The sequence below is a fragment of the Sulfitobacter sp. R86518 genome, from assembly GCF_042466275.1.
GTDB classification, from domain to species: domain Bacteria; phylum Pseudomonadota; class Alphaproteobacteria; order Rhodobacterales; family Rhodobacteraceae; genus Sulfitobacter; species Sulfitobacter pontiacus.
On the sequence record NZ_JAXHCA010000005.1, the window covers coordinates 2,870,685 to 2,889,653 of the forward strand.

Here is an 18,969-nt window from a genome sequence, read left to right on the forward strand (position 1 = left end):
CATGCTGCCAGCCCTAAATATGGGCAGCGCCTAAAATATGGCGGCTTCTTGCTGATTTTGCGGTCAAAAGCTCCTTTATGCCGCAGCTTGCACATCTTTGAGCCTTATCCGTCGTTTTCGTTAAATAAATCAAAACGTCGGATCGCCGTGGCTTTATTCATTACAGGTTGCACGCCCCACCGCAATATTGGCGATGGCGGTGGGGCGGTGCGATTACGCCAACCCCATCTCGGCCATCATCGCTTCGATCTTTGGCACATCTTCGGGGTTGTTCAGCTCCCAGAACTGGCGGCCCTTGGCCTCGACCTCGACGCAGAGCACCTTGTGGCTGTTTTCCATAAAGCGCAGCTGCTCCAACCCCTCAAGCTGTTCAAGCGGGCCGACCTTCCATGACGGATAGGCCGCCAGCGCGTCGGGGCGATAGGCATAGACGCCCACGTGGTGAAACACCGGCGTGGCATCGGTATCCTCATAGGTTTTCGACGTGAACGGCACGACTTCCTTTGAAAAATACATCGCCGCATGATCCGCTGCGAAAACGGCGGTGGTGCCACCCACCCGACCTGCTTTGCGATCGGCCAGTAGCCCGTTCAACGCCGCGCCATCGCAGCGCAATACTGGCGTCGCGATCCCCGCATTAGGGTCGCCTTGCAGACCCTGCACAAGGCTTTCGACAAACCAATGTGGTGTCAGCGGCGCGTCGCCTTGCAGGTTCACCACGATGTCATAGCCACCGCCCAAAACCGCATGGGCTTCGGCACAACGCTCTGTCCCGTTGGCACAGTCGACCGAGGTCATCACCACCTCGGCCCCGAAGGCTTCGGCGGCGTCCTTGATGCGATCATCATCGGTGGCCACAACGACCTTGTCGACGCCCTGAACCTCGCAGGCAGCACGCCAGCTGCGTTCGATCAGGCTGCGTGCCGTACCGCTCGCCCCTGTCAACAGCGCCAGCGGTTTCGCCGGATAGCGGGTGGAGGCATAGCGGGCGGGAATGACAATAAGAACCGACATCAGGAGGCTTTCAGATCAACGCCCGGCGCATGGGCGATAAAGAAGGGGTTGGCGAAATCGGCTTTGCCGTAGGTCAGCGGGGTCAGGTCGTCAAAGCGCACAACGGCCCCACCAGCGCCGGTCAGAACCGCGTGGCCTGCAGCCGTGTCCCATTCCATCGTGCGCCCGACGCGAGGGTACAGATCCGCCTCGCCCGTGGCGATCAGGCAGAACTTCAGCGACGAGCCCGCGCTTTTCATGTCGCGCACATTGTATTTCGCGATGTAGTCATCGGTCGCCTGATCGCGGTGCGACTTGGACGCGACGACCATCAGCGCGGCATTATCCGGCGTAGAGACTGATATCGGCTGCACAGGGCCCATGCTGTCTTTGGGGAAATCGCCGGTTTCCTCGACCGCGCTGCCATCGGCCAGCGTGAAGAACATCCGCGAACGGGCGGGGGCATAGACAACACCGCGTGTCGGCACGCCGCCTTCGACCAGCGCGATGTTCACGGTGAAATCGCCCCGACGGTTGATGAACTCTTTCGTGCCGTCCAGCGGGTCCACGATCAAGAATGTATCGCCCGACGCCGAATGGGTGGCCGACTGCTCTTCCGTGACAAGCATCACATCAGGGAACGCCGCGCGCAGCCCGTCCGAGATGATCTTGTCCGCCGCTTCGTCGGCAATGGTCACAGGGCTTTCGTCGGATTTGGTTTTGACCTCGAAATCATCCGCGCCGTAAATCTCCATGATCTTGTCGCCTGCTTCGATCGACAAACGGCGCATCACCGTTACCAGTTGCTCATAATCCATAATGTCGCGGCCTTTTCAGTTTCGTTGATTACTTTGCGCAAACCCCTTATGATTGCGCCTTGACGGAACAGCAAGAATTCCGTGCGAGGGTACGTCACAAAGAGGCTTTACGATGTTTCAACCAAGGCGCACCAACACGGGCAATTTCCGCTCGGCCGTTAACTTCTTCGAACTCATCTACCACTCCGTCGTGCGCTCAGTGCGCAAGCAGCACAACAATGCCTTTGCCGCCATCGGGATCAACATCCTGCAAGCGGTGATCTTTGTCGGCGTGTTCTATGTCATGTTCTCGGTTCTGGGGATGCGCGGGGCGGCCATTCGGGGCGATTTCGTGATCTACATCATGACCGGCATCTTTTTGTTCATGGTGCACACCAAAACGGTTGCCGCCGTCGCCGCTGCCGAGGGACCGGCGAGCGCAATGATGAAACACGCGCCGATGACCACGATGATCGCACTGGCTGCGGCGGCCTTGGGCGCGCTGTATATTCAGATGCTATCGCTGATCCTGATCATGTCGGTCTATCACCTCGCCTTCAATCCGGTAGTAATTTACGACCCGTCGGGCGTGATGTTCATGCTGATGATCGCGTGGTTTACGGGCGTGGCCGTGGGGATGGTGCTGCTAGCGATCAAACCCTGGGCACCGGCCTTTACACAGATCTTCACGACGATCTACCAGCGGGCGAATATGATCGCCTCGGGCAAGATGTTTCTGGCCAATTCGCTGCCGTCCTTCATGCTGGCCATGTTTGACTGGAACCCCTTGTTCCACGTCATCGACCAGGCGCGCGGATATGCGTTTATCAACTACAACCCGCGCTACAGTAACTGGGAGTATGCGGTTTGGGTCGGTGTGGTCCTGATGGTGATCGGACTGATGGGTGAATTCTACACCCGTAAACATGCCTCCGCGAGCTGGAGCGCGCGACGCTAGGCTCAGGTCACGACCCGCAGTGTGATGTTGATACGTCCGCCCTTGGGCAACAGCGTCGAAGACCCCGCACGAATGCGGTCGATCCCGTGATAGTTCAGCCGTGCCTCGCCACCCATGACGACGACATCGCCCGATTGCAGCCAAAGGCTGTCGGTCTTGCCGCCGCGCGTTTGACCGCCGACGCGCAACATTCCTTCGTCGCCAAGCGAGATGGACACGACCGGCCAGCGGAAATCCGTCTCGTTCTTATCCTGATGCAGGCCCATCTTTGCGTCTGACGCGTAATAGTTGATAAGGCAGGACTCCGGCTGCCGCTCTAGCCCCGTCAGGTCATTCCAGATCGTCAAAACCTCGGGCGGGATCGCAGGCCACGGGGTGCCGTTGGGGTGGGTTGGCGCATAGCGATAGCCCTGCCTATCGGACAGCCAGCCGTAGTCCCCCGCGGAGGTCATACGCACCGACATCTGCTGCCCGCTTGGCATGACCGGGCGGAAGAACGGCACCTGTTTGACCACCCCGCGCACGGCATCCAACAGCCCGCGCTGCGCCGACAACGTAAGGTAAGATTTGTGAATTTCGAAGCCGCGTAACCGCAATATCGTCATCTAAACGCCCTTCTTGCCTGCTTTCGCGAAAAATCCACGCAGAATCCGCCTCTCCATTCTCATGCAACGGTTGCAGGGTCCATATCTGCTCCTTATATACGCCGAGAACCGCTAAAGGCATCCGGCCTTTGGTGAAAAAGATCGGGGCAAAGGTGCCACAACGGGCCTGCGCTTCGTGTCATCGCCTTGAGTAAAAGAGGGATCAAACATGGCCAAAGTTATTGGTATCGACCTAGGAACGACAAACAGCTGTATCGCCATCATGGACGGCAGCCAGCCTCGCGTTATCGAAAACGCCGAAGGCGCGCGCACCACGCCCTCCATCGTTGCGTTCACAGACGACGAACGTCTGGTTGGGCAGCCTGCCAAACGGCAAGCGGTTACCAACCCCGACAACACAATTTTCGGCGTGAAACGCCTGATCGGCCGTCGCAATGACGACGCGGATCTGGCCAAGGACAAAAAGAACCTGCCCTTCACCGTCATGGACGGTGGGAACGGTGACGCATGGGTACAAGCCAAGGGCGAGAAATACTCCCCCTCGCAAATCTCTGCGTTCATCCTTGGCAAAATGAAGGAAACAGCGGAATCCTATCTGGGCGAAGAAGTCACCCAGGCCGTGATCACTGTTCCTGCCTACTTTAACGACGCTCAGCGTCAGGCGACCAAAGATGCGGGCAAGATTGCCGGTCTGGAAGTGCTGCGGATCATCAACGAACCGACAGCAGCGGCCCTGGCGTATGGTCTGGACAAGAAAGACACGCAAACCATCGCGGTCTATGACCTTGGCGGCGGTACATTCGACGTGACCATCCTTGAAATCGACGATGGCCTGTTCGAAGTGAAATCCACCAACGGTGACACGTTCCTCGGCGGTGAAGACTTCGACATGCGCATCGTGAACTACCTTGCGGATGAATTCAAAAAGACCAACGGCGTCGACCTGACGCAAGACAAGATGGCGCTTCAGCGTCTGAAAGAAGCGGCAGAGAAGGCCAAGATCGAACTGTCCAGCGCAAGCCAGACAGAGATCAACCAGCCGTTCATCTCGATGGGCAAAGATGGCTCGCCATTGCACATGGTGATGAAGCTGACCCGCTCCAAGCTGGAGCAATTGGTTGGTGACCTGATCAAAGCGTCGATGAAGCCCTGCGCAGCCGCGTTGAAAGATGCCGGTGTATCCGCATCCGAGATCGACGAAGTCGTTCTGGTCGGCGGTATGACCCGTATGCCGCGCGTCATCGAGGAAGTGACCAAGTTCTTCGGCAAAGAGCCCCATAAGGGTGTGAACCCTGACGAGGTTGTTGCCTTGGGTGCGGCCATTCAGGCCGGTGTTCTGCAAGGCGACGTCAAAGACGTTGTTCTGCTGGACGTGACGCCGCTGAGCCTTGGTATCGAAACACTGGGTGGCGTGTTCACCCGTCTGATCGACCGCAACACCACGATCCCGACGAAGAAGTCGCAGGTCTTCTCGACCGCTGAGGATAACCAAAGCGCCGTGACCATCCGCGTCTTCCAAGGGGAGCGTGAAATGGCTGCGGACAACAAGATCCTCGGCGCGTTCAATCTGGAAAGCATCCCACCCGCACCCCGCGGTATGCCCCAGATCGAAGTGACCTTTGACATCGACGCAAACGGTATCGTTGCCGTAGGCGCGCTGGATAAAGGCACAGGCAAAGAGCAGAAGATCACGATCCAAGCATCCGGCGGTCTGTCCGATGCGGATATCGAAAAGATGGTGAAAGACGCCGAAGAAAATGCCGACGCCGACAAAGAGCGCCGCGCATTGATCGAGGCGAAAAACCAGGCGGAATCGCTGATCCACTCGACCGAGAAGTCGCTGGAAGAGCATTCTGACAAGGTTGACCCGACCACCGTCGAAGCGATCGAACTGGCCATTGCTGCACTGAACGACGAACTGGCTACCGACAATGTTGATAAGATCAACAACGGTATCCAGAACGTTACCGAAGCGGCGATGAAACTGGGCGAAGCCATCTACAAGGCGGCTCAGGACGAAAACGAAGACGTTGCCCCGGCTGCGGATGCACCCGAAGGTGACGACGATATCGTCGATGCCGATTTCGAAGATCTGGACGATAACAAGCGCGCGTAAGCACGCCCACGGAACCACTGAAGGGGCCGGTCCGCTTGCAGGGCCGGCCCGTCACGTTCCAGCGTAGGAGCTAATTCATGGCCAAACGTGATTACTACGAGACGCTCGGCGTCGCTAAAGGTGCCTCTGCCGACGAGATCAAAAAGGGCTACCGCACCAAAGCCAAGGAATTGCACCCCGATCGCAATGCCGACAACCCCAATGCCGAAGCCCAGTTCAAAGAAGCGAACGAAGCTTACGAAGTCCTGAAAGACCCCGAAAAGAAAGCCGCCTATGACCGTTATGGTCATGCGGCCTTTGAAGGGGGGATGGGCGGTGGCGGTGGCCATCGTGGCGGCGGCTTTGGCGGCGGCGGTCAGGGCGACTTCTCTTCGGCGTTCTCTGACGTGTTTGACGACCTGTTCGGCGACTTCATGGGTGGCCAGCGGGGCGGCGGCGGACGCCGTGCCGCACGGGGTGCCGATCTGCGCTATAACCTCGGGATTACGCTCGAAGATGCGTATCGGGGCATGCAGAAGTCGATCAACGTGCCCACCTCTGTGGCCTGCGATTCCTGTAACGGTTCCGGGTCAGAAGGCGGCGCAGAGCCGACCACCTGCCCCACCTGTTCCGGTATGGGCAAGGTCCGTGCTCAACAGGGCTTTTTCACGGTCGAACGCACCTGTCCGACCTGTTCGGGCATGGGCCAGATCGTCAAGAACCCCTGTAAATCCTGCCGCGGAGCCGGGCGTGTTGAAAAAGACCGTGCGCTGTCGGTGAACATCCCTGCGGGCGTTGAAACCGGCACACGTATCCGTCTGGCCGGCGAAGGCGAAGCAGGCATGCGCGGCGGGCCGTCGGGTGATCTGTACATCTTTATCGAGGTGCAGGACCACAAGCTGTTCGAACGCGACGGGCCAAACCTGTTCTGCCGCGTTCCCGTGTCGATGAGCACCGCCGCCCTTGGGGGCAGCATCGAGGTGCCAACGATCGACGGTGGCCGTGGCCGCGTGCAAATCCCGGCGGGCAGCCAGTCCGGTCGCCAGATGCGCCTGCGCGGCAAGGGTATGCCCCCGCTGCGTGGGGGTGGTACGGGCGATATGATCATCGAACTGGCAGTCGAGACGCCGGTGAACCTGACCAGCCGCCAAAAGGAATTGTTGCAGGAATTCGAAAAGGAATCCTCCAACAACAATCCTGAAAGCAGCAGCTTCTTTTCGTCGGTGAAATCCTTCTGGGATTCGATGAAAGGGTAAGACCTGATCGCACAAAACATCGGGCGGGGCGCAGGCTCCGCCCTTTTTGTTTTTGCCCCTGCCCGCGTTAACGGGATGATAACCTCTTTGGCCGCAAGCTGGGCCTATGGGACGCAACAACGCTCACTTCTCTGACCCGCGCCTGCCCTTTCTGGGGGACGAAGCGGTGCCCGCACCGCCAGCATCGGGCAAACAGCCTTCGTATATCGCGGATCACCGACAACGTTTGCGCGCACGCTTTATGCAGGGCGGTGCCGCCGCAATCCCGGACTATGAACTGCTTGAACTGGTGCTCTTCCGCGCCATCCCGCGCCGTGATGTCAAACCGCTGGCCCGCGCGCTGATGGACAGGTTCGGCGACTTCAACCGCGTGATCACCGCGCCTGAACCGCGGCTTAGGGATATCTCGGGCGTGGGCGACGCGGTGATTGTCGAGCTTAAGGTAATTGAAGCCGCAGCCCACCGTATGGCGCGTTCAAGGGTGATGCGGCAGCATGTGCTATCAGGCTGGGACGCTCTGCTTGATTATTGCCACACCACGATGGCGCACCGCGAAACCGAACAGTTCCGCGTCATTTATCTGGACCGCAAGAACGTCGTCATCGGCGATGAGGAACAGGGCAAGGGCACTGTAGATCACGTCCCCGTCTACCCGCGAGAGGTCGCCAAACGCGCGCTTGAACTGAACGCCAGCGCGCTTATTCTGGTGCATAACCACCCCTCGGGCGACCCTACCCCATCCCAAGCCGACATCGACATGACGCAGCAGATTTTCGCAGCCTGCAGCGCCCTTGGGCTGACCCTGCATGACCATCTGATCATCGGCAAATCACGCGAGCTTAGTTTTCGCAGCAAAGGGTACTTATAAGCGCAACTGTCGTGTTCGAATTTGTGGAGTTTACCGGATCACCCCCCGGCACTAGCTTTGGCCTATGTCCAATACGCCGCCCCCCGACCCGCTTTCCCTGATGCAGCGCGATGGCCTGCCCGATCCGCTGCGTGCGTTGATCAAATCCTTCCCGCGCGACGGTTGGGAGGAGAACCCGAATTACTCCCGCCTGATCGCGTTCTGGTTGGATCGTCATATGATGTTCCGCCGTCTGCTGGACCAGATGGAGGGGGACGCACAACTGGCGATGGACCGGGTCGAGCCGCCCGAGACCTACAAACGCAAACTATCGCGTTTCGGCGGAATGCTGATCAACGAGTTGCACGGTCACCACCATATCGAGGATGCTCAGTATTTTCCGGTGATGGCGCAGCTTGACCGAGGTGCGGCGCAAGGGTTCGAGATCTTGGATCGCGACCACCACAGTCTTGATGGTATTTTGAACGATCTGGCCGAGACGGCGAATGCCGTCCTGCGCCATGAGGGGGACGCGGCAGGTTTCCTCGACAGTACCGCGGCCATGAAACAGCGGCTGGATGCGTTCAAACCCATGCTGAACCGCCATCTGATCGACGAGGAAGAACTGGTCGTGCCGGTGCTGCTGAAATACGCCCCGCCCCAGTTTCGCTAGGGCTTAGCGCACCCAGACCTCTACCCGCCGGTTGGCCTGACGCCCCCATGCGGTATCATCACAGGCCATTGGCATCGCCTCGCCAAAGGCGTCCAGATCCAGCGTCACACGTTCCAGATTGGCGGTCACCGCCGCGGTGATCACCGCTTGCCGCACGGCTTCTGCCCGACGCAGCGCGATGTCACGGTTGGCGAAAGACGCGCCCTGCCCGTCACTGAACCCCACGAACAACAAACGGCGCGCGTCGTACTGCCCCACCTCGAGCGCGCGGGCGAGTTGCTGCACGTTTGACCGCGATTGTGCGTCCAGACGCACCGATCCCGCCTCGAACCGGAAAGAGGTCGACAGCCGCGCCATGGGCTTCAACGCTGCATTCATCCGCTGTAGTTCCTCAAGCGTGATTTCCGGCCCCGCGACAGCAATCGCGTTTGTAAATCGGTTGCCCTGATCCTCGACGGGAATCTCTTCGGGCGTCTGATCCACAAACCCCGCGCGCCGGATCACGATCTGCGCCGCAGGGCTGCGGGTAAAGGCCAGAAACTCACGCGCCACCTGTGGCAGACGGCGGGCCGGAAAGTACAGAAACATCGGCGCGGTCAGCGGGTAATCTTCGGTCTTGATGGTGCGGCGCGAGGCATCGAGCGCAAAGCCACAGCTGCCAGAGAGCGTCAACACATCGGTGTCACGTCGTTCGGCATAGCTGGTGATGCCAAGGGCGAAACTGTCGTTTGCCACCGCTTCCGCCAGGTCGGCGGGGCGCGCATGGCGGGTGATATTGTCAGTGAACTTGAGCGTCGCGGGCCGCATCACCTGATCACTGATCGCTTGCGCCAGCCCGCTGCTGGTATCGGGCAGATGCAGATAAATGGGTGCGTCCGGCCCGCCAAGCGCCTGCCAGTTGGTCACCTTCCCCGCAAAGGCCCGCGCCAGCATCAATGGAGAGATCTGCTTGACCGGGTTCGAGGCCGACACCACCGGCACCACAGCATCAAGCGACAGCACGCGACTGCGGTTCAGCCCCGTCATATCACCCAACCCCGCCTCGCGCGCGCGGACCCGCTCTTCAGGGCGCATTTCGCGCAGGGACATCACGATATCAGCCTCATCTGCCAGAAGATCGGCAAAGCCTTCGTCGCTGTTGCTTGCCCGGAACATGAACAGTGCCACGGTTTGTTCGCTTTTTTCGTCGATCAACCGGTAGGTAAAGCGGTGTTCGTCTTCATCCTCGCGCACAGCGGTATAGCCGTTGCGCTGTGCAAACCCGTCGATCAGGGCAGGCATCAACACTTCGCCCATCGTGGCCGATCCCGAAAGCTGCAGCTCGGCGACGAAAGGGTCCAGATTGGGGCAACCCGGCCCTTCGCATTGAACGCCGGTGCTGTCGACCGTCAGCTCGCCATATTCAGTTTCGACGCGGTAGAACTCGCCATCAAAGCCCAGCAAGGTGCCGCTTAGTTCAATCTTGCCATCACGGGAGGACAGCGCGACATCCTGCGCCCCTGCGGACAGCGTCGCCGAACATAAGAAAAGTGCGGCGAGAACCGCCGCACGTATAATCGTGATCATAAGACCCCAAGCGTTGCATTAGTGTCCCGCAACCTTCATGTCTTGGAGCAGATTATTCAACACAAGAAAGCTGCCGACCGCATCACAATCCGGCACTGCGACGCTTAGGTCGCGCGTTCTAAGCGTGGCATCGCCAAGCAGTTCGATCGATTGCGCCTCTATCTCTTGGCCGCAGTTCGCCTGGATCACTTCGGCTTCCACGGTCAGCGCAACGCGGGCATCGGCGTTTTCCATCGCAGCGGGGAATGTGTACACCTCGGCCACCAGTGGCTCTGCCGCGCTGAGGTCGCCGTTCACGGTCATAAATCCGCCTTCCCCCGTGATCGCGGAGGCAACGCTGCGCGGCTTGCCAGCCCAGACATGGCCCGTACCATCGTAGTCGGACCCGAATTCGCGGGCGTGCATCTGGAAACCGGTGTCGCCCTTCCATTGCAGAACCACGCGGTCAAATTCGGCCAGATCATCGATCTTCGCATCCGCAATCGCGCCTTCGCCGTTTCCGAAAGCAATGACGAAGGTCGCATCCTGCGCAAGCGCCGGAACGGTGATGTCCAGCGCGCCGGTGTCAGATGTGGTTTGGGTAAAGATCATGCCGCTGTGATGCACTGTGATCCGTTCGTTTGGCATGCAGGGTGCCGCCAGTGTCAGGTTCACCATAGCTGCCGCGACGGGGCGCGCGTTTGCGGTGATATCGCAGGTCTGTGTGGCCGCTGGTTCCGTCGCAATTGGGGCGGAAACTGGGCGAGAGATCGGTTCGTCCGCGCTTGCAGCGGCCAACATGACGGGGGCAGAATCGGGCAGCTCCACAGTGGGCTCCAGCGGGGCTGCATTGAACTCGGCCGAGGTGAGGACGATGTCTTCTACCTCGAGCACGGCGTTCTCGTTGCTTAGCCGGCGCAGCTCTTGCTCTTTCACAGCGGCGTCAGAGCCATAGCGGGCTGTCGCAGCGTCAGAGCTTTGCATCACGTAGCCGATGCCCAAAGCGCAGGCGAGCGTGCCAGCAGCTGTCGCGATCTCTTTCATACGTGCCATCTGAGGGTCCTCACTGGGATAACTTCCCAATGAATATCGCCCAGCAGAGCGGCCCTGTTATGACCCTTGAGGGGAAAGATTTGGGCAGTTTTGAGGCATGCCCAAGCCTTGCTTAACTGTCGTAATAGCCCTTGCCGTAGGCCCCATAGGCACCGTATTCGCCGCCATAGCCATAGCGTTTCATGCCCTTCTCATCGATCTGGCTGAGCACAAGACCGGTGATCCGCTGGTTCGAGTTGTGGAAGAAACGCATGGATTCCTCGACCAGACCCTTGTTCGTGCTGTCCCATTTGACAGAGAACAGGATCGCGTCGGCATTCTGCGAGATGATACGTGCATCCGGCACAACGAGCACAGGCGGCGTGTCGATGATGATGAAGTCATACTGATCGCGCATTTCGGAGATGAAGGATTTGAACCGATCGGAGGAGAAGATATCCGCCGCGTTCACATTGGTCTTTTCGCCACCCAGAACATCCGCGCCAAAACCGTCTGGGGTATGGATGGCATCGGCGAATTTCACATCGCCGTTCAGGACAGACGCGATGCCGTTGCGCGGCATATCGGGGAAGTATTCGTTCAGCGTGCGGCGGCGGATATCGCCTTCGACCAGCAGGACGGATTTGCCCAGACCGGACAGGAATTTCGCCAGCGACAGCGAGACGGTGGTTTTACCCTCCCCCGGGATGGACGAGGTCGATACGATGACCTGCGGCTTTTTGTCGAGGTTCGACAGCATCAACGAGGTGCGCAGGTTGCGGATCGCTTCGGCGGCGGCAGACGTCGGCTTGTCCGACAGATACTTGAGCGTGTCCTTGCGGTGACGCGAAGGGATCAGCGGGATCTGCCCGATCACGGTATAGCCGGTGTGTTGCTCAAGCTCGTTCGCGGTGCGGAACGTGCGGGTTTTGAATTCGCGCAGCAGTACGAGCCCCGAGCCGACCATCGCCCCAAGGATCATCGCCAGCGCAATGATCTGCGATTTCTTCGGCGCGCTTGGTGAATTTGGCACGACCGAGCTGGACAGCATGCGGCTGTCGGCCTTCTGGATGCCTTCTTGGGCAGAGGTCTCTTTGAGGCGGGTCAGGAAATATTCATACAGCAGACGCGTTGCTTCGGATTCACGGGTCAGCTGTTGCAACTCGATCAGGTCTTGTCCTTGCGAGGCCAGCTGCTCCCCAAGCTCTTTTTCCGAGTTGCGCAGGGCCTCAAGTTGTTGCGTGCTGCGCACAAGATCGGCCCGAACCCGTGTCATCACCGTATCAAACCGCAGGTCAAATGCCGTCTGGTTCGTTTCCGACGACAGCCCGTTGCTAAAGATACGCGTCAATGCGGCGTCTTGCGCGGCGTCGAGCTTTTCATCCGGCGTCTGCGCGGCCTCTAGGTCAGCAAGGCGTGTTTGAAGCGCCTCGCGGGTCAGGGCGGCACCATCAATGCGGTCACGGAGCTCTTTGATCTGACGCTCAAGCGCTTGCAGGCCCTCGATCGAAACCAGTTGGGTGCGCGCCGTAAATTCGGATACTTTCTTCTCGGCATTCTCAAGCTCGATCTGAAGCTCGGACACACGGTTGCTTAGCCATTCAGTCGCTTTTTCCGTCGCCTCGAATTTCACTTCGATCTGGTTCAAGATGTAAAGTTCAACAATCGTATTCGCGATCTGGGCAGATTTAACCGGAGATTCCGTTTCAGCCGTGACGTTGAACACAAGGCTTTGGCGAATATTAGAGACCGACACCTTGTTCAGCAAAGCCTGCACAACCGCATCGCGGGTTTTGGCCTTCTGAAGCTCGGGGTCCAGCTCTTCTTCGGGCGGCGCCGAAGACAGCATCCCCTTGAGGCCAGAGATCATGCCACCGATCATGGATGGTTCGCGCAGTTCGCCGTTAAACTCAGGGTCATCAATCAGGTTCAGCCGGTCGACAACTTTGCCTGCCAGCCCACGGGACCGCAGTACCTCAACCTCTGTATTGACCTCGGTGCTATCGCCCGAGAACCCGCCAACCACGGCCTGCAGGTCCACGATGCTGTCTTCTTTGGTTTCCAGAACCACAACCGCGGTGGACCGATAGGTCGGCACAGCCACGCCATAGGCATAGTACCCCGCCAGCAGCATGAAAATCAGTGTGACAGCAGCGATAATCAGTTTGCCGCGCCACAACGTACCAATCAGCGCGCCAAGATCGATGGTGTCGTCATCTTCGTCCCTGGGCCCGGAAAAGTTCGATTGGCTTTGGTTCATCATATGCATGTGGTCCGTTGATCATGGCCAGAACTGGCTAAAAGTAATGTATCAGGCAAGATGCCCGCGGTATCGCAGGTAGCGTCAACGGGCATGAGATGAAGAAGGTCTGCCTGTTATGCGATTGCGCCCAAAGGGTGATGGCGGCCTTGCTAAATCCTTATGAAAAAAATTCAATCAAAAGTCGTATAAAATTTTCCCCTATAGGGAAATCGCGCTGGAATTACGTCACTTTAGTCCATTCTTGGCGATATAGCTGGCCAAATCAAGGATCAGTTGCCCCCGTGCCGCTGCAATGGCAGCCGGTCCCCCCTTGGGGTCGAAAGCCACGGTCAGGTCAAACAACCCCGATCGTTCGCTTCCACCGGTGGATACGGCGACGAAATACTGGCCCGAGGCGCGGAACTGGCCTGTTTCAGCGGCCAGCAATTCGCTGAACCGCAGCTCAAGCCGGGCATCGGGGTAGGCTTCGAATGGCCAAGGCTCGGATGCGATCCGACGGTTGGTGAGGCGCGACAGGTTCTCGCTCAATTCCAATGCGACGGCCCGTTCGGGCGAATCCGCCCAAAGTTCGTCGGAAGAGCTCACCAACGTACCATTCGATTTGCGCACGTGGATTTCATCGGCAGCCGCATAACTGGGCAGCGATACGTCACGTACTTCGACCGAGTTGAAGCGGATGCTCACCTGCTCTGTGACCGGGGGCATGTCCACGGCATAGCGATCTGCGGATCCACAAGCGGTAAGAAAGGCCACGAGACCAAGGCTTGCGATACTTTTTACAACGTTCATATTTTACCGTCCCAGCAACAATGAATTGGGGTTACGTTCAATGGTGCGCGCCAAGGATGCAAGCGCATCGGCTGCTTTTTGGATATCACGCATGGTTTCTTGTGCGGTACGGCTGATCTGATCACCCTTGTTGTACCCTTCAATTGTACGCTCTGCCTGCGTGAACAGGGTCGACAGACGGTTCACGATCTGTGGCAGGTCTTGTGCCGACACCGCGATGTTATCCGCCGCGTTACGCGCTGATGCCAGCGTCCGGTTCACGTTCTCGACCGCGCCGCCTTCGCGCAGTTCCTGCAGCGTATAGTTCAGCTCGTCCAGGGCATTTTTCAGCGATCCGGGCAGCGCCACGGCGTCCGGTGTACCAATCACCTGATCGGCAGAGCGGGTCAGCGCGGTCAACTCGTCCACCAGCTGTTGCAGTTCCAACTCGCTTGCCTTGGCGGCGACGGCCTGCATCTCTTCGACCAGTTCGGGCACGCCCTCGGTCGAGGTGCTGAAGGATGTGGCGGCTTCCGAGACGGAGTCGACCGCATCCAGCAGACGTTTCGCCATCTGCTCTTCCTCGAGTGTCGCGACCAGCGTCTCGACACGCAGCAGCGTGGCGTTCAGCGATACGGGGATATTCTGCACCGAGTCCGACGATACCAGCCCCGTGACCTCGTTGATCAGCGTGCGGACATCGCGCGGGGTCTGTTGCAGCTCGTCACTGCCAACAAAGGCCTGTAGCGAATTCATCAGACCGATGGCGCTGTTCAACAGCTCTTCGATGGGCAGGTTGTTGATGCGGCTAAAGACACCTTCGACAGTGGCAGCGGCATCTGATGTTTCGTTCTTGGTCGTGGGCATAACAGGGAAATTTTCGCCCGCGGCCACCAGACGCCCGCTTGGCGCGTCTTCGACCACCACCAGTTCAACCTTCAAACCACCGGTCAACAGGCTGGCAGAGGCAAGCCGCGCGCGCAGACCGTTCACAACACGGTCCTGCAAGAACGCCAGCGCGCTTTCGGCAGATACATCCCCCGGCAGGCCAAGCCGCGCGGGCTGGATGGCCAGCGTCACGTTCAACCGCACGCGGCTGTCACCAAACTGGTCGTAATCCACGATACCGGCAAGGGAGTCGACCTCGCCGATGTTCAGACCGCTCAGCTCGACAGGGGCGCCGACGGCCAGACCGGAAACGTTTTCATCAAAGATCACGTTGATCAGCAGCGGCTCGACTTCCGAGGCGTTGAAAACCGCGCTGCGGGCGTCTTCCTTGCTTGGGAAAATGTCGAATACGGTGCCGTCTTGCACGCGGTCGCCGCCGGAAACGAATGTATCAAACGTCACCCCGCCCCCGATAAGCGTCGCAATGGACTGAAAGTCGATCTCGGCACCACCTGGCCCGAGGGAGAGGCTGAAACCAGAGCTGTCCCAGAAGCGTGTGCTGCTGTTGATCAGGTTGCGGTGCTCTTCGTAAATCAGCGCCTCTACGATGGCAAAGTTCCCGCGTGGGGCGATCTCTGCCTTGCCCAGACGGCCAACCTCGATCCCACGATACAGGATCGGGGCATCATCGGTCAGGGTGCCGTTGCCAACGGTGCGGAAGGCGATTTGCAGACCGGATTGCCCGGCGCGGATCAGCGGTGGCGAATCCGACCCGACGAACCGTTCGGCAAAATCGCCCACTTCGTCATTCCAGCTGCCCTCGATATAGACGCCGCTTAGCACCGTACCCAACCCCGAGATCCCCTGCGCCGAAACCTCGGGCTGGACGATCCAGAAAGATGCGCTGGCGTCGATAAAGGGGGCCACATTCTTGTCCACGCGGATCGACGCGACGACCTTGCCCAGACCGGTGGTAAAGCCGACTTCCTCGACCCGGCCAACGGTCACGTCACGGTAACGCAATTCGGTCTCGCCCGCCTTGATGCCGGCGCCTTTGTCAAATTCGACAAAAATCACAGGACCGCGGGAATTATAGCTGCTGAACGCAACGCCCAAAGCCGCAACCAACGCCAGGATCGGAATGATCCAGACGATCGACGCGCCGCTCAGGAACAGTTTGCGCGCGGATTTAACCTTAACCTCGGGTGGCGTGTCAGACATGTTGATCGGGGTCCCCATCGAAAGCATTCGTGTCCCAGATCAGTCTGGAGTCGAAGGCCTGTGCAGAAAGCATGGTAAAAATGACCGACAAGGCGAAAAACATGCTCGCAGGGCCGGGGTTAATGGTCGCAAGGGTTTTGAGTTGCACCAGCGACGAGAGGATCGCAACCACAAAGATATCGATCATAGACCAGCGGCCGATATACTCTACAATTTCATACATCACATGGCGCGACCGATGTGCCGCGGCATTACGCGTCTTAACGCTGACCGCCAGATAGGCGATTGCCCAGAACTTGGCCAGCGGGATCGCGACCGACGCGAGCAGGATGATAAAGGCAATACCGTAAGAGCCGTGATGCGCCAGTTCGACCGCACCGCCGACGATGGTGCTTTCATCCACCTGAAACAGGGTCCGCGTTTTCAGCATCGGGTACATATTGGCGGGGATATAGCACATCAGCCCCACGACCCAGAACGCCCAGACCCGCTGCATACTGCCAAAGTCGCGCGACAGCATCTTGTGGCCGCAGCGTTGGCAGACAGGCGTGCCGATAGGCCACGCACGGGTACACCGTGTGCAGGCCACCAACCCCATTTCACGGGCGCTTAGGATTTTTTGGGATTTTCCAGCGAATTCCATACCGACCATTTACACATGAATTTGTCCTGCGCCACAATCAGAACAACCAAACCACAAAACATCCAGAAAGCTGGCCCAAACCCCACAGTTGCCAGATCGGCAATCTTCACCAGCGCCACGGCACAGCCAAGCGCGAAAATCTCGGCCATCGACCACGGTTGCAACGCTTGCGACAGGCGGAACGCCTGCATTGCGTGGCGTGCGGGCGGCAGGTCCAGCACGATGGGCACCAGCACATAAAGCGTCAGCATCACCCGCGCCAAGGGCACCAGCATGATCAAGGCAGCCGTCGCCAGCGACAGCAGCAAAAGCGGCCCGCTGGAAAACGCCAGCGCCGCGTCCATCACAGAGACAGAGTTCTTGTTGCCCGCCGCATCAATATCCAGAAACGGAAAAAACGTCGCGCCAAGGATCAGAACAAAGGTGGCAATGGCGATGGCAATGATCTTCAGCCCCGCCTTTTTGCGCGGTTCGATCAACACGGTGTGGCACCGTTCGCACACCGCCTTCTCGCCAACCTTAGGCACCTTGAGGTGATACACGGCGTCGCATTGGGGGCAGACGATGATCTCCTCCAGATTGACGGATGGTGCAGGGTCGACGCTGTCTTTCATCCCCTTGGTATAAAGGAGATCACAAACCGTGTGTATCGAATTCTGGACACGAAAAGTTCATTCTCGGCATCGGCGGAATCCCGTCAATGCAGGTTCCAGCGCTGGAACATTCGCGCAGTGTCTTTGTTGTGTCGGTGAAGATAGCGAAGATGAAAGGAGCTTTCTAATGACACAGATCACAGACGCGAAAATTCTGATCCTATCCACCAATGGTTTCGAGCAATCCGAGCTGGAGCGCCCGTTGAATGACCTCAAGGCCAAAGGGGCCACGGTGCATGTTGCCACCCCTGATGGCGAAGACATCAAGGGCTGGGACAAAGACGATTGGGGCAACACAGTTGCTGCCGACAAAGCCCTGTCGGATGTCACCGTTGATGACTACGACGCGATTGTCCTGCCCGGCGGTCAGATCAACCCCGACCTGCTGCGCGCCAACAAGGACGCGGTATCGCTGATCAAAAGCTTTGCTGACGCGGGCAAGACCGTTGCCGCGATCTGCCACGCCCCTTGGCTGCTGATCGAAGCGGGCATTATCAAGGGCCGCGCCGCAACCTCCTACGCCTCAATCGCAACGGATGTGAAAAACGCCGGTGCGCATTACGAGGACAGCGAAGTCGTCGTGGACCAAGGCATTATCACCAGCCGCTCCCCGGAAGATCTGGATGCGTTTATCGCCAAGATCGTCGAGGAAGTCGAAGAAGGTGAACACAACCGCAAAGCCGCTTAGATCCGGCTACAGTAAAGTACAAAGGCGGGGTATGTGCCCCGCCTTTTTTCGTGCGCAGGGTTAGAGTTACGCCACAACCCCCGGCATCAGGACGTTGCGCGACCCTTCCTCGAACGCGTCCAGCTTCTGATGCCAGACGGTTCCGGGCCAGCGATGCTCCATCTCGCGTTTGCGGGGGCGATAGACAGCGGTATAAAGCGTGCCGAAGCCTGCGTTGAACTGGTGCGAATAGAGCGGCGGTTTCAGGAACGTGTTGATGAATTTCTCTTCCGGATCTCGGTGGAACCGCAACCGTTGCAGCAGATATCTCTCGCGTTCAACCGTCGCCGTAAAGCGCGCATGGCTGATCCATTCGACGTTTTCCTGATGGTTGGTCGCCACCGCTGCCTTGGTGATGATCGCAGGCCGGTCCGGTGCCATCAGCGCCGTCAGATACTTGCGTTTGCGGTCCAGCACCGTGACGTTATAGCTCATGTGGGTCGGCACACGTGCCAGAATTTCGCCCGCTTGCTCGGCAGTCTCGCAGGTTTGCAGCACATAGCGCAGGATCAGCGGCACGCCAAAGCCCACCCCCACCACACGACGGCCCCCAAAGGTAAGCGATATCGACAGCCCCGCGTCGTTCACCCCGTCCACCAGCCCGAACAACCCGTCAGAGGTGCCCATCACGCGACGCCCCTTCCAGCCGGTGTGCAGCACCAGACTGTCGAAAGCATTGGTGTTATAGTCATAATTGCGCACCATGACCGGCTCCTTGCCGCCCCAAACCGCCTGACTGCATCCCGATAGATAGGGCGGCGGGCAGTAAAAGCTCAGGAACCTTGCCGCCAGATCCCCCCCGCCCGCCTGATCACATAGATCTTCGTACAGCGGGATGAGGTCGGGCATATGCGCCTTGAGCGCACGACGACATTCGGCATAGGTCGGGCGTGCGGGCTCGCCCTCCTTCAGCCACCATTTACGGTAGAAGGGCCAATATTCGGCGAAAAGCCCGGCCCATTTGGGACCGGGCAGTTCTTCTGAAATGGCACGCCACAGCATGTG

Annotated in this window: 17 protein-coding genes; 6 read left to right on the forward strand and 11 right to left on the reverse strand. The window is 58.9% G+C overall.

Annotated features, from left to right (window positions below):
- Positions 1 to 213 precede the first annotated feature (213 nt).
- Both SJY36_RS15135 and cysQ read right to left on the reverse strand, forming a co-directional pair.
- Positions 214 to 1,014 (reverse strand): 3-deoxy-manno-octulosonate cytidylyltransferase, encoded by an 801-nt coding sequence (locus tag SJY36_RS15135; protein ID WP_005850579.1) that lies wholly within the window; start codon positions 1,012 to 1,014, stop codon positions 214 to 216.
- Positions 1,014 to 1,811, reverse strand: a complete 798-nt coding sequence (gene cysQ / locus SJY36_RS15140) for a 3'(2'),5'-bisphosphate nucleotidase CysQ (protein WP_168592987.1) — start codon at positions 1,809 to 1,811, stop codon at positions 1,014 to 1,016. Before cysQ ends, SJY36_RS15135 begins: the two co-directional genes overlap by 1 nt.
- A gap of 112 nt (positions 1,812 to 1,923) precedes the next feature.
- Between cysQ and SJY36_RS15145 the strand changes: the two genes are divergently transcribed.
- Entirely contained in the window at positions 1,924 to 2,748 is an 825-nt protein-coding gene (locus SJY36_RS15145) for an ABC transporter permease (RefSeq protein ID WP_064217278.1), read from the forward strand.
- 2 nt (positions 2,749 to 2,750) lie between these two features.
- Here SJY36_RS15145 and SJY36_RS15150 read toward each other — a convergent pair whose 3' ends face one another.
- A complete protein-coding gene (locus SJY36_RS15150) occupies positions 2,751 to 3,353 on the reverse strand; it encodes an alpha-ketoglutarate-dependent dioxygenase AlkB family protein (RefSeq protein WP_386176206.1) in 603 nt (200 codons plus the stop codon).
- Positions 3,354 to 3,561: 208 nt separating this feature from the next.
- Between SJY36_RS15150 and dnaK the strand changes: the two genes are divergently transcribed.
- The 4 genes from dnaK to SJY36_RS15170 all read left to right on the forward strand — a co-directional run bounded on the left by dnaK (position 3,562) and on the right by SJY36_RS15170 (position 8,224).
- Positions 3,562 to 5,469, forward strand: a complete 1,908-nt coding sequence (gene dnaK / locus SJY36_RS15155; protein WP_005850585.1) for a molecular chaperone DnaK — start codon at positions 3,562 to 3,564, stop codon at positions 5,467 to 5,469.
- Positions 5,470 to 5,546: 77 nt separating this feature from the next.
- On the forward strand, positions 5,547 to 6,704 hold the full coding sequence (gene dnaJ, locus SJY36_RS15160) for a molecular chaperone DnaJ (RefSeq protein ID WP_005850586.1): 1,158 nt from the start codon (positions 5,547 to 5,549) through the stop codon (positions 6,702 to 6,704).
- 106 nt (positions 6,705 to 6,810) lie between these two features.
- Positions 6,811 to 7,572 (forward strand): DNA repair protein RadC, encoded by a 762-nt coding sequence (gene radC, locus SJY36_RS15165; protein WP_386176208.1) that lies wholly within the window; start codon positions 6,811 to 6,813, stop codon positions 7,570 to 7,572.
- Positions 7,573 to 7,636: 64 nt separating this feature from the next.
- Complete coding sequence (locus SJY36_RS15170; RefSeq protein ID WP_386176210.1) at positions 7,637 to 8,224, forward strand: hemerythrin domain-containing protein; 588 nt, start codon at positions 7,637 to 7,639, stop codon at positions 8,222 to 8,224.
- Positions 8,225 to 8,227: 3 nt separating this feature from the next.
- Here SJY36_RS15170 and SJY36_RS15175 read toward each other — a convergent pair whose 3' ends face one another.
- From SJY36_RS15175 to SJY36_RS15205, 7 genes are all read right to left on the reverse strand, one after another.
- Positions 8,228 to 9,790 (reverse strand): substrate-binding domain-containing protein, encoded by a 1,563-nt coding sequence (locus SJY36_RS15175; protein WP_386176212.1) that lies wholly within the window; start codon positions 9,788 to 9,790, stop codon positions 8,228 to 8,230.
- An 18-nt stretch (positions 9,791 to 9,808) separates the two neighbouring features.
- Positions 9,809 to 10,822, reverse strand: coding sequence for a hypothetical protein (locus tag SJY36_RS15180; RefSeq protein WP_386176214.1), 1,014 nt, complete (start codon positions 10,820 to 10,822; stop codon positions 9,809 to 9,811).
- Between the two features lie 112 nt (positions 10,823 to 10,934).
- Positions 10,935 to 13,070, reverse strand: a complete 2,136-nt coding sequence (locus SJY36_RS15185) for a GumC family protein (RefSeq protein ID WP_386176216.1) — start codon at positions 13,068 to 13,070, stop codon at positions 10,935 to 10,937.
- A 219-nt stretch (positions 13,071 to 13,289) separates the two neighbouring features.
- Positions 13,290 to 13,853 (reverse strand): membrane integrity-associated transporter subunit PqiC, encoded by a 564-nt coding sequence (locus SJY36_RS15190; RefSeq protein WP_289081375.1) that lies wholly within the window; start codon positions 13,851 to 13,853, stop codon positions 13,290 to 13,292.
- A gap of 3 nt (positions 13,854 to 13,856) precedes the next feature.
- Complete coding sequence (locus tag SJY36_RS15195; RefSeq protein ID WP_386176218.1) at positions 13,857 to 15,941, reverse strand: MlaD family protein; 2,085 nt, start codon at positions 15,939 to 15,941, stop codon at positions 13,857 to 13,859.
- Positions 15,934 to 16,539 carry a paraquat-inducible protein A gene (locus tag SJY36_RS15200; protein ID WP_009825638.1) on the reverse strand — a complete coding sequence of 202 codons (606 nt, stop codon included), beginning with the start codon at positions 16,537 to 16,539 and terminating at the stop codon, positions 15,934 to 15,936. The genes SJY36_RS15195 and SJY36_RS15200 overlap by 8 nt, the downstream gene beginning before the upstream one ends.
- 11 nt (positions 16,540 to 16,550) lie before the next feature.
- Positions 16,551 to 17,198: a paraquat-inducible protein A gene (locus SJY36_RS15205; RefSeq protein WP_180828461.1), complete on the reverse strand. Its 648-nt coding sequence runs from the start codon at positions 17,196 to 17,198 to the stop codon at positions 16,551 to 16,553.
- A gap of 166 nt (positions 17,199 to 17,364) precedes the next feature.
- On the opposite strand from SJY36_RS15205, the gene SJY36_RS15210 reads away from it, so the two are divergent.
- Positions 17,365 to 17,925: a type 1 glutamine amidotransferase domain-containing protein gene (locus SJY36_RS15210; protein ID WP_386176220.1), complete on the forward strand. Its 561-nt coding sequence runs from the start codon at positions 17,365 to 17,367 to the stop codon at positions 17,923 to 17,925.
- 66 nt (positions 17,926 to 17,991) lie between these two features.
- On the opposite strand, the gene SJY36_RS15215 is transcribed toward SJY36_RS15210, so the two are convergent.
- On the reverse strand, positions 17,992 to 18,966 hold the full coding sequence (locus tag SJY36_RS15215) for a C45 family autoproteolytic acyltransferase/hydolase (protein ID WP_074636581.1): 975 nt from the start codon (positions 18,964 to 18,966) through the stop codon (positions 17,992 to 17,994).
- Positions 18,967 to 18,969: the final 3 nt, after the last annotated feature.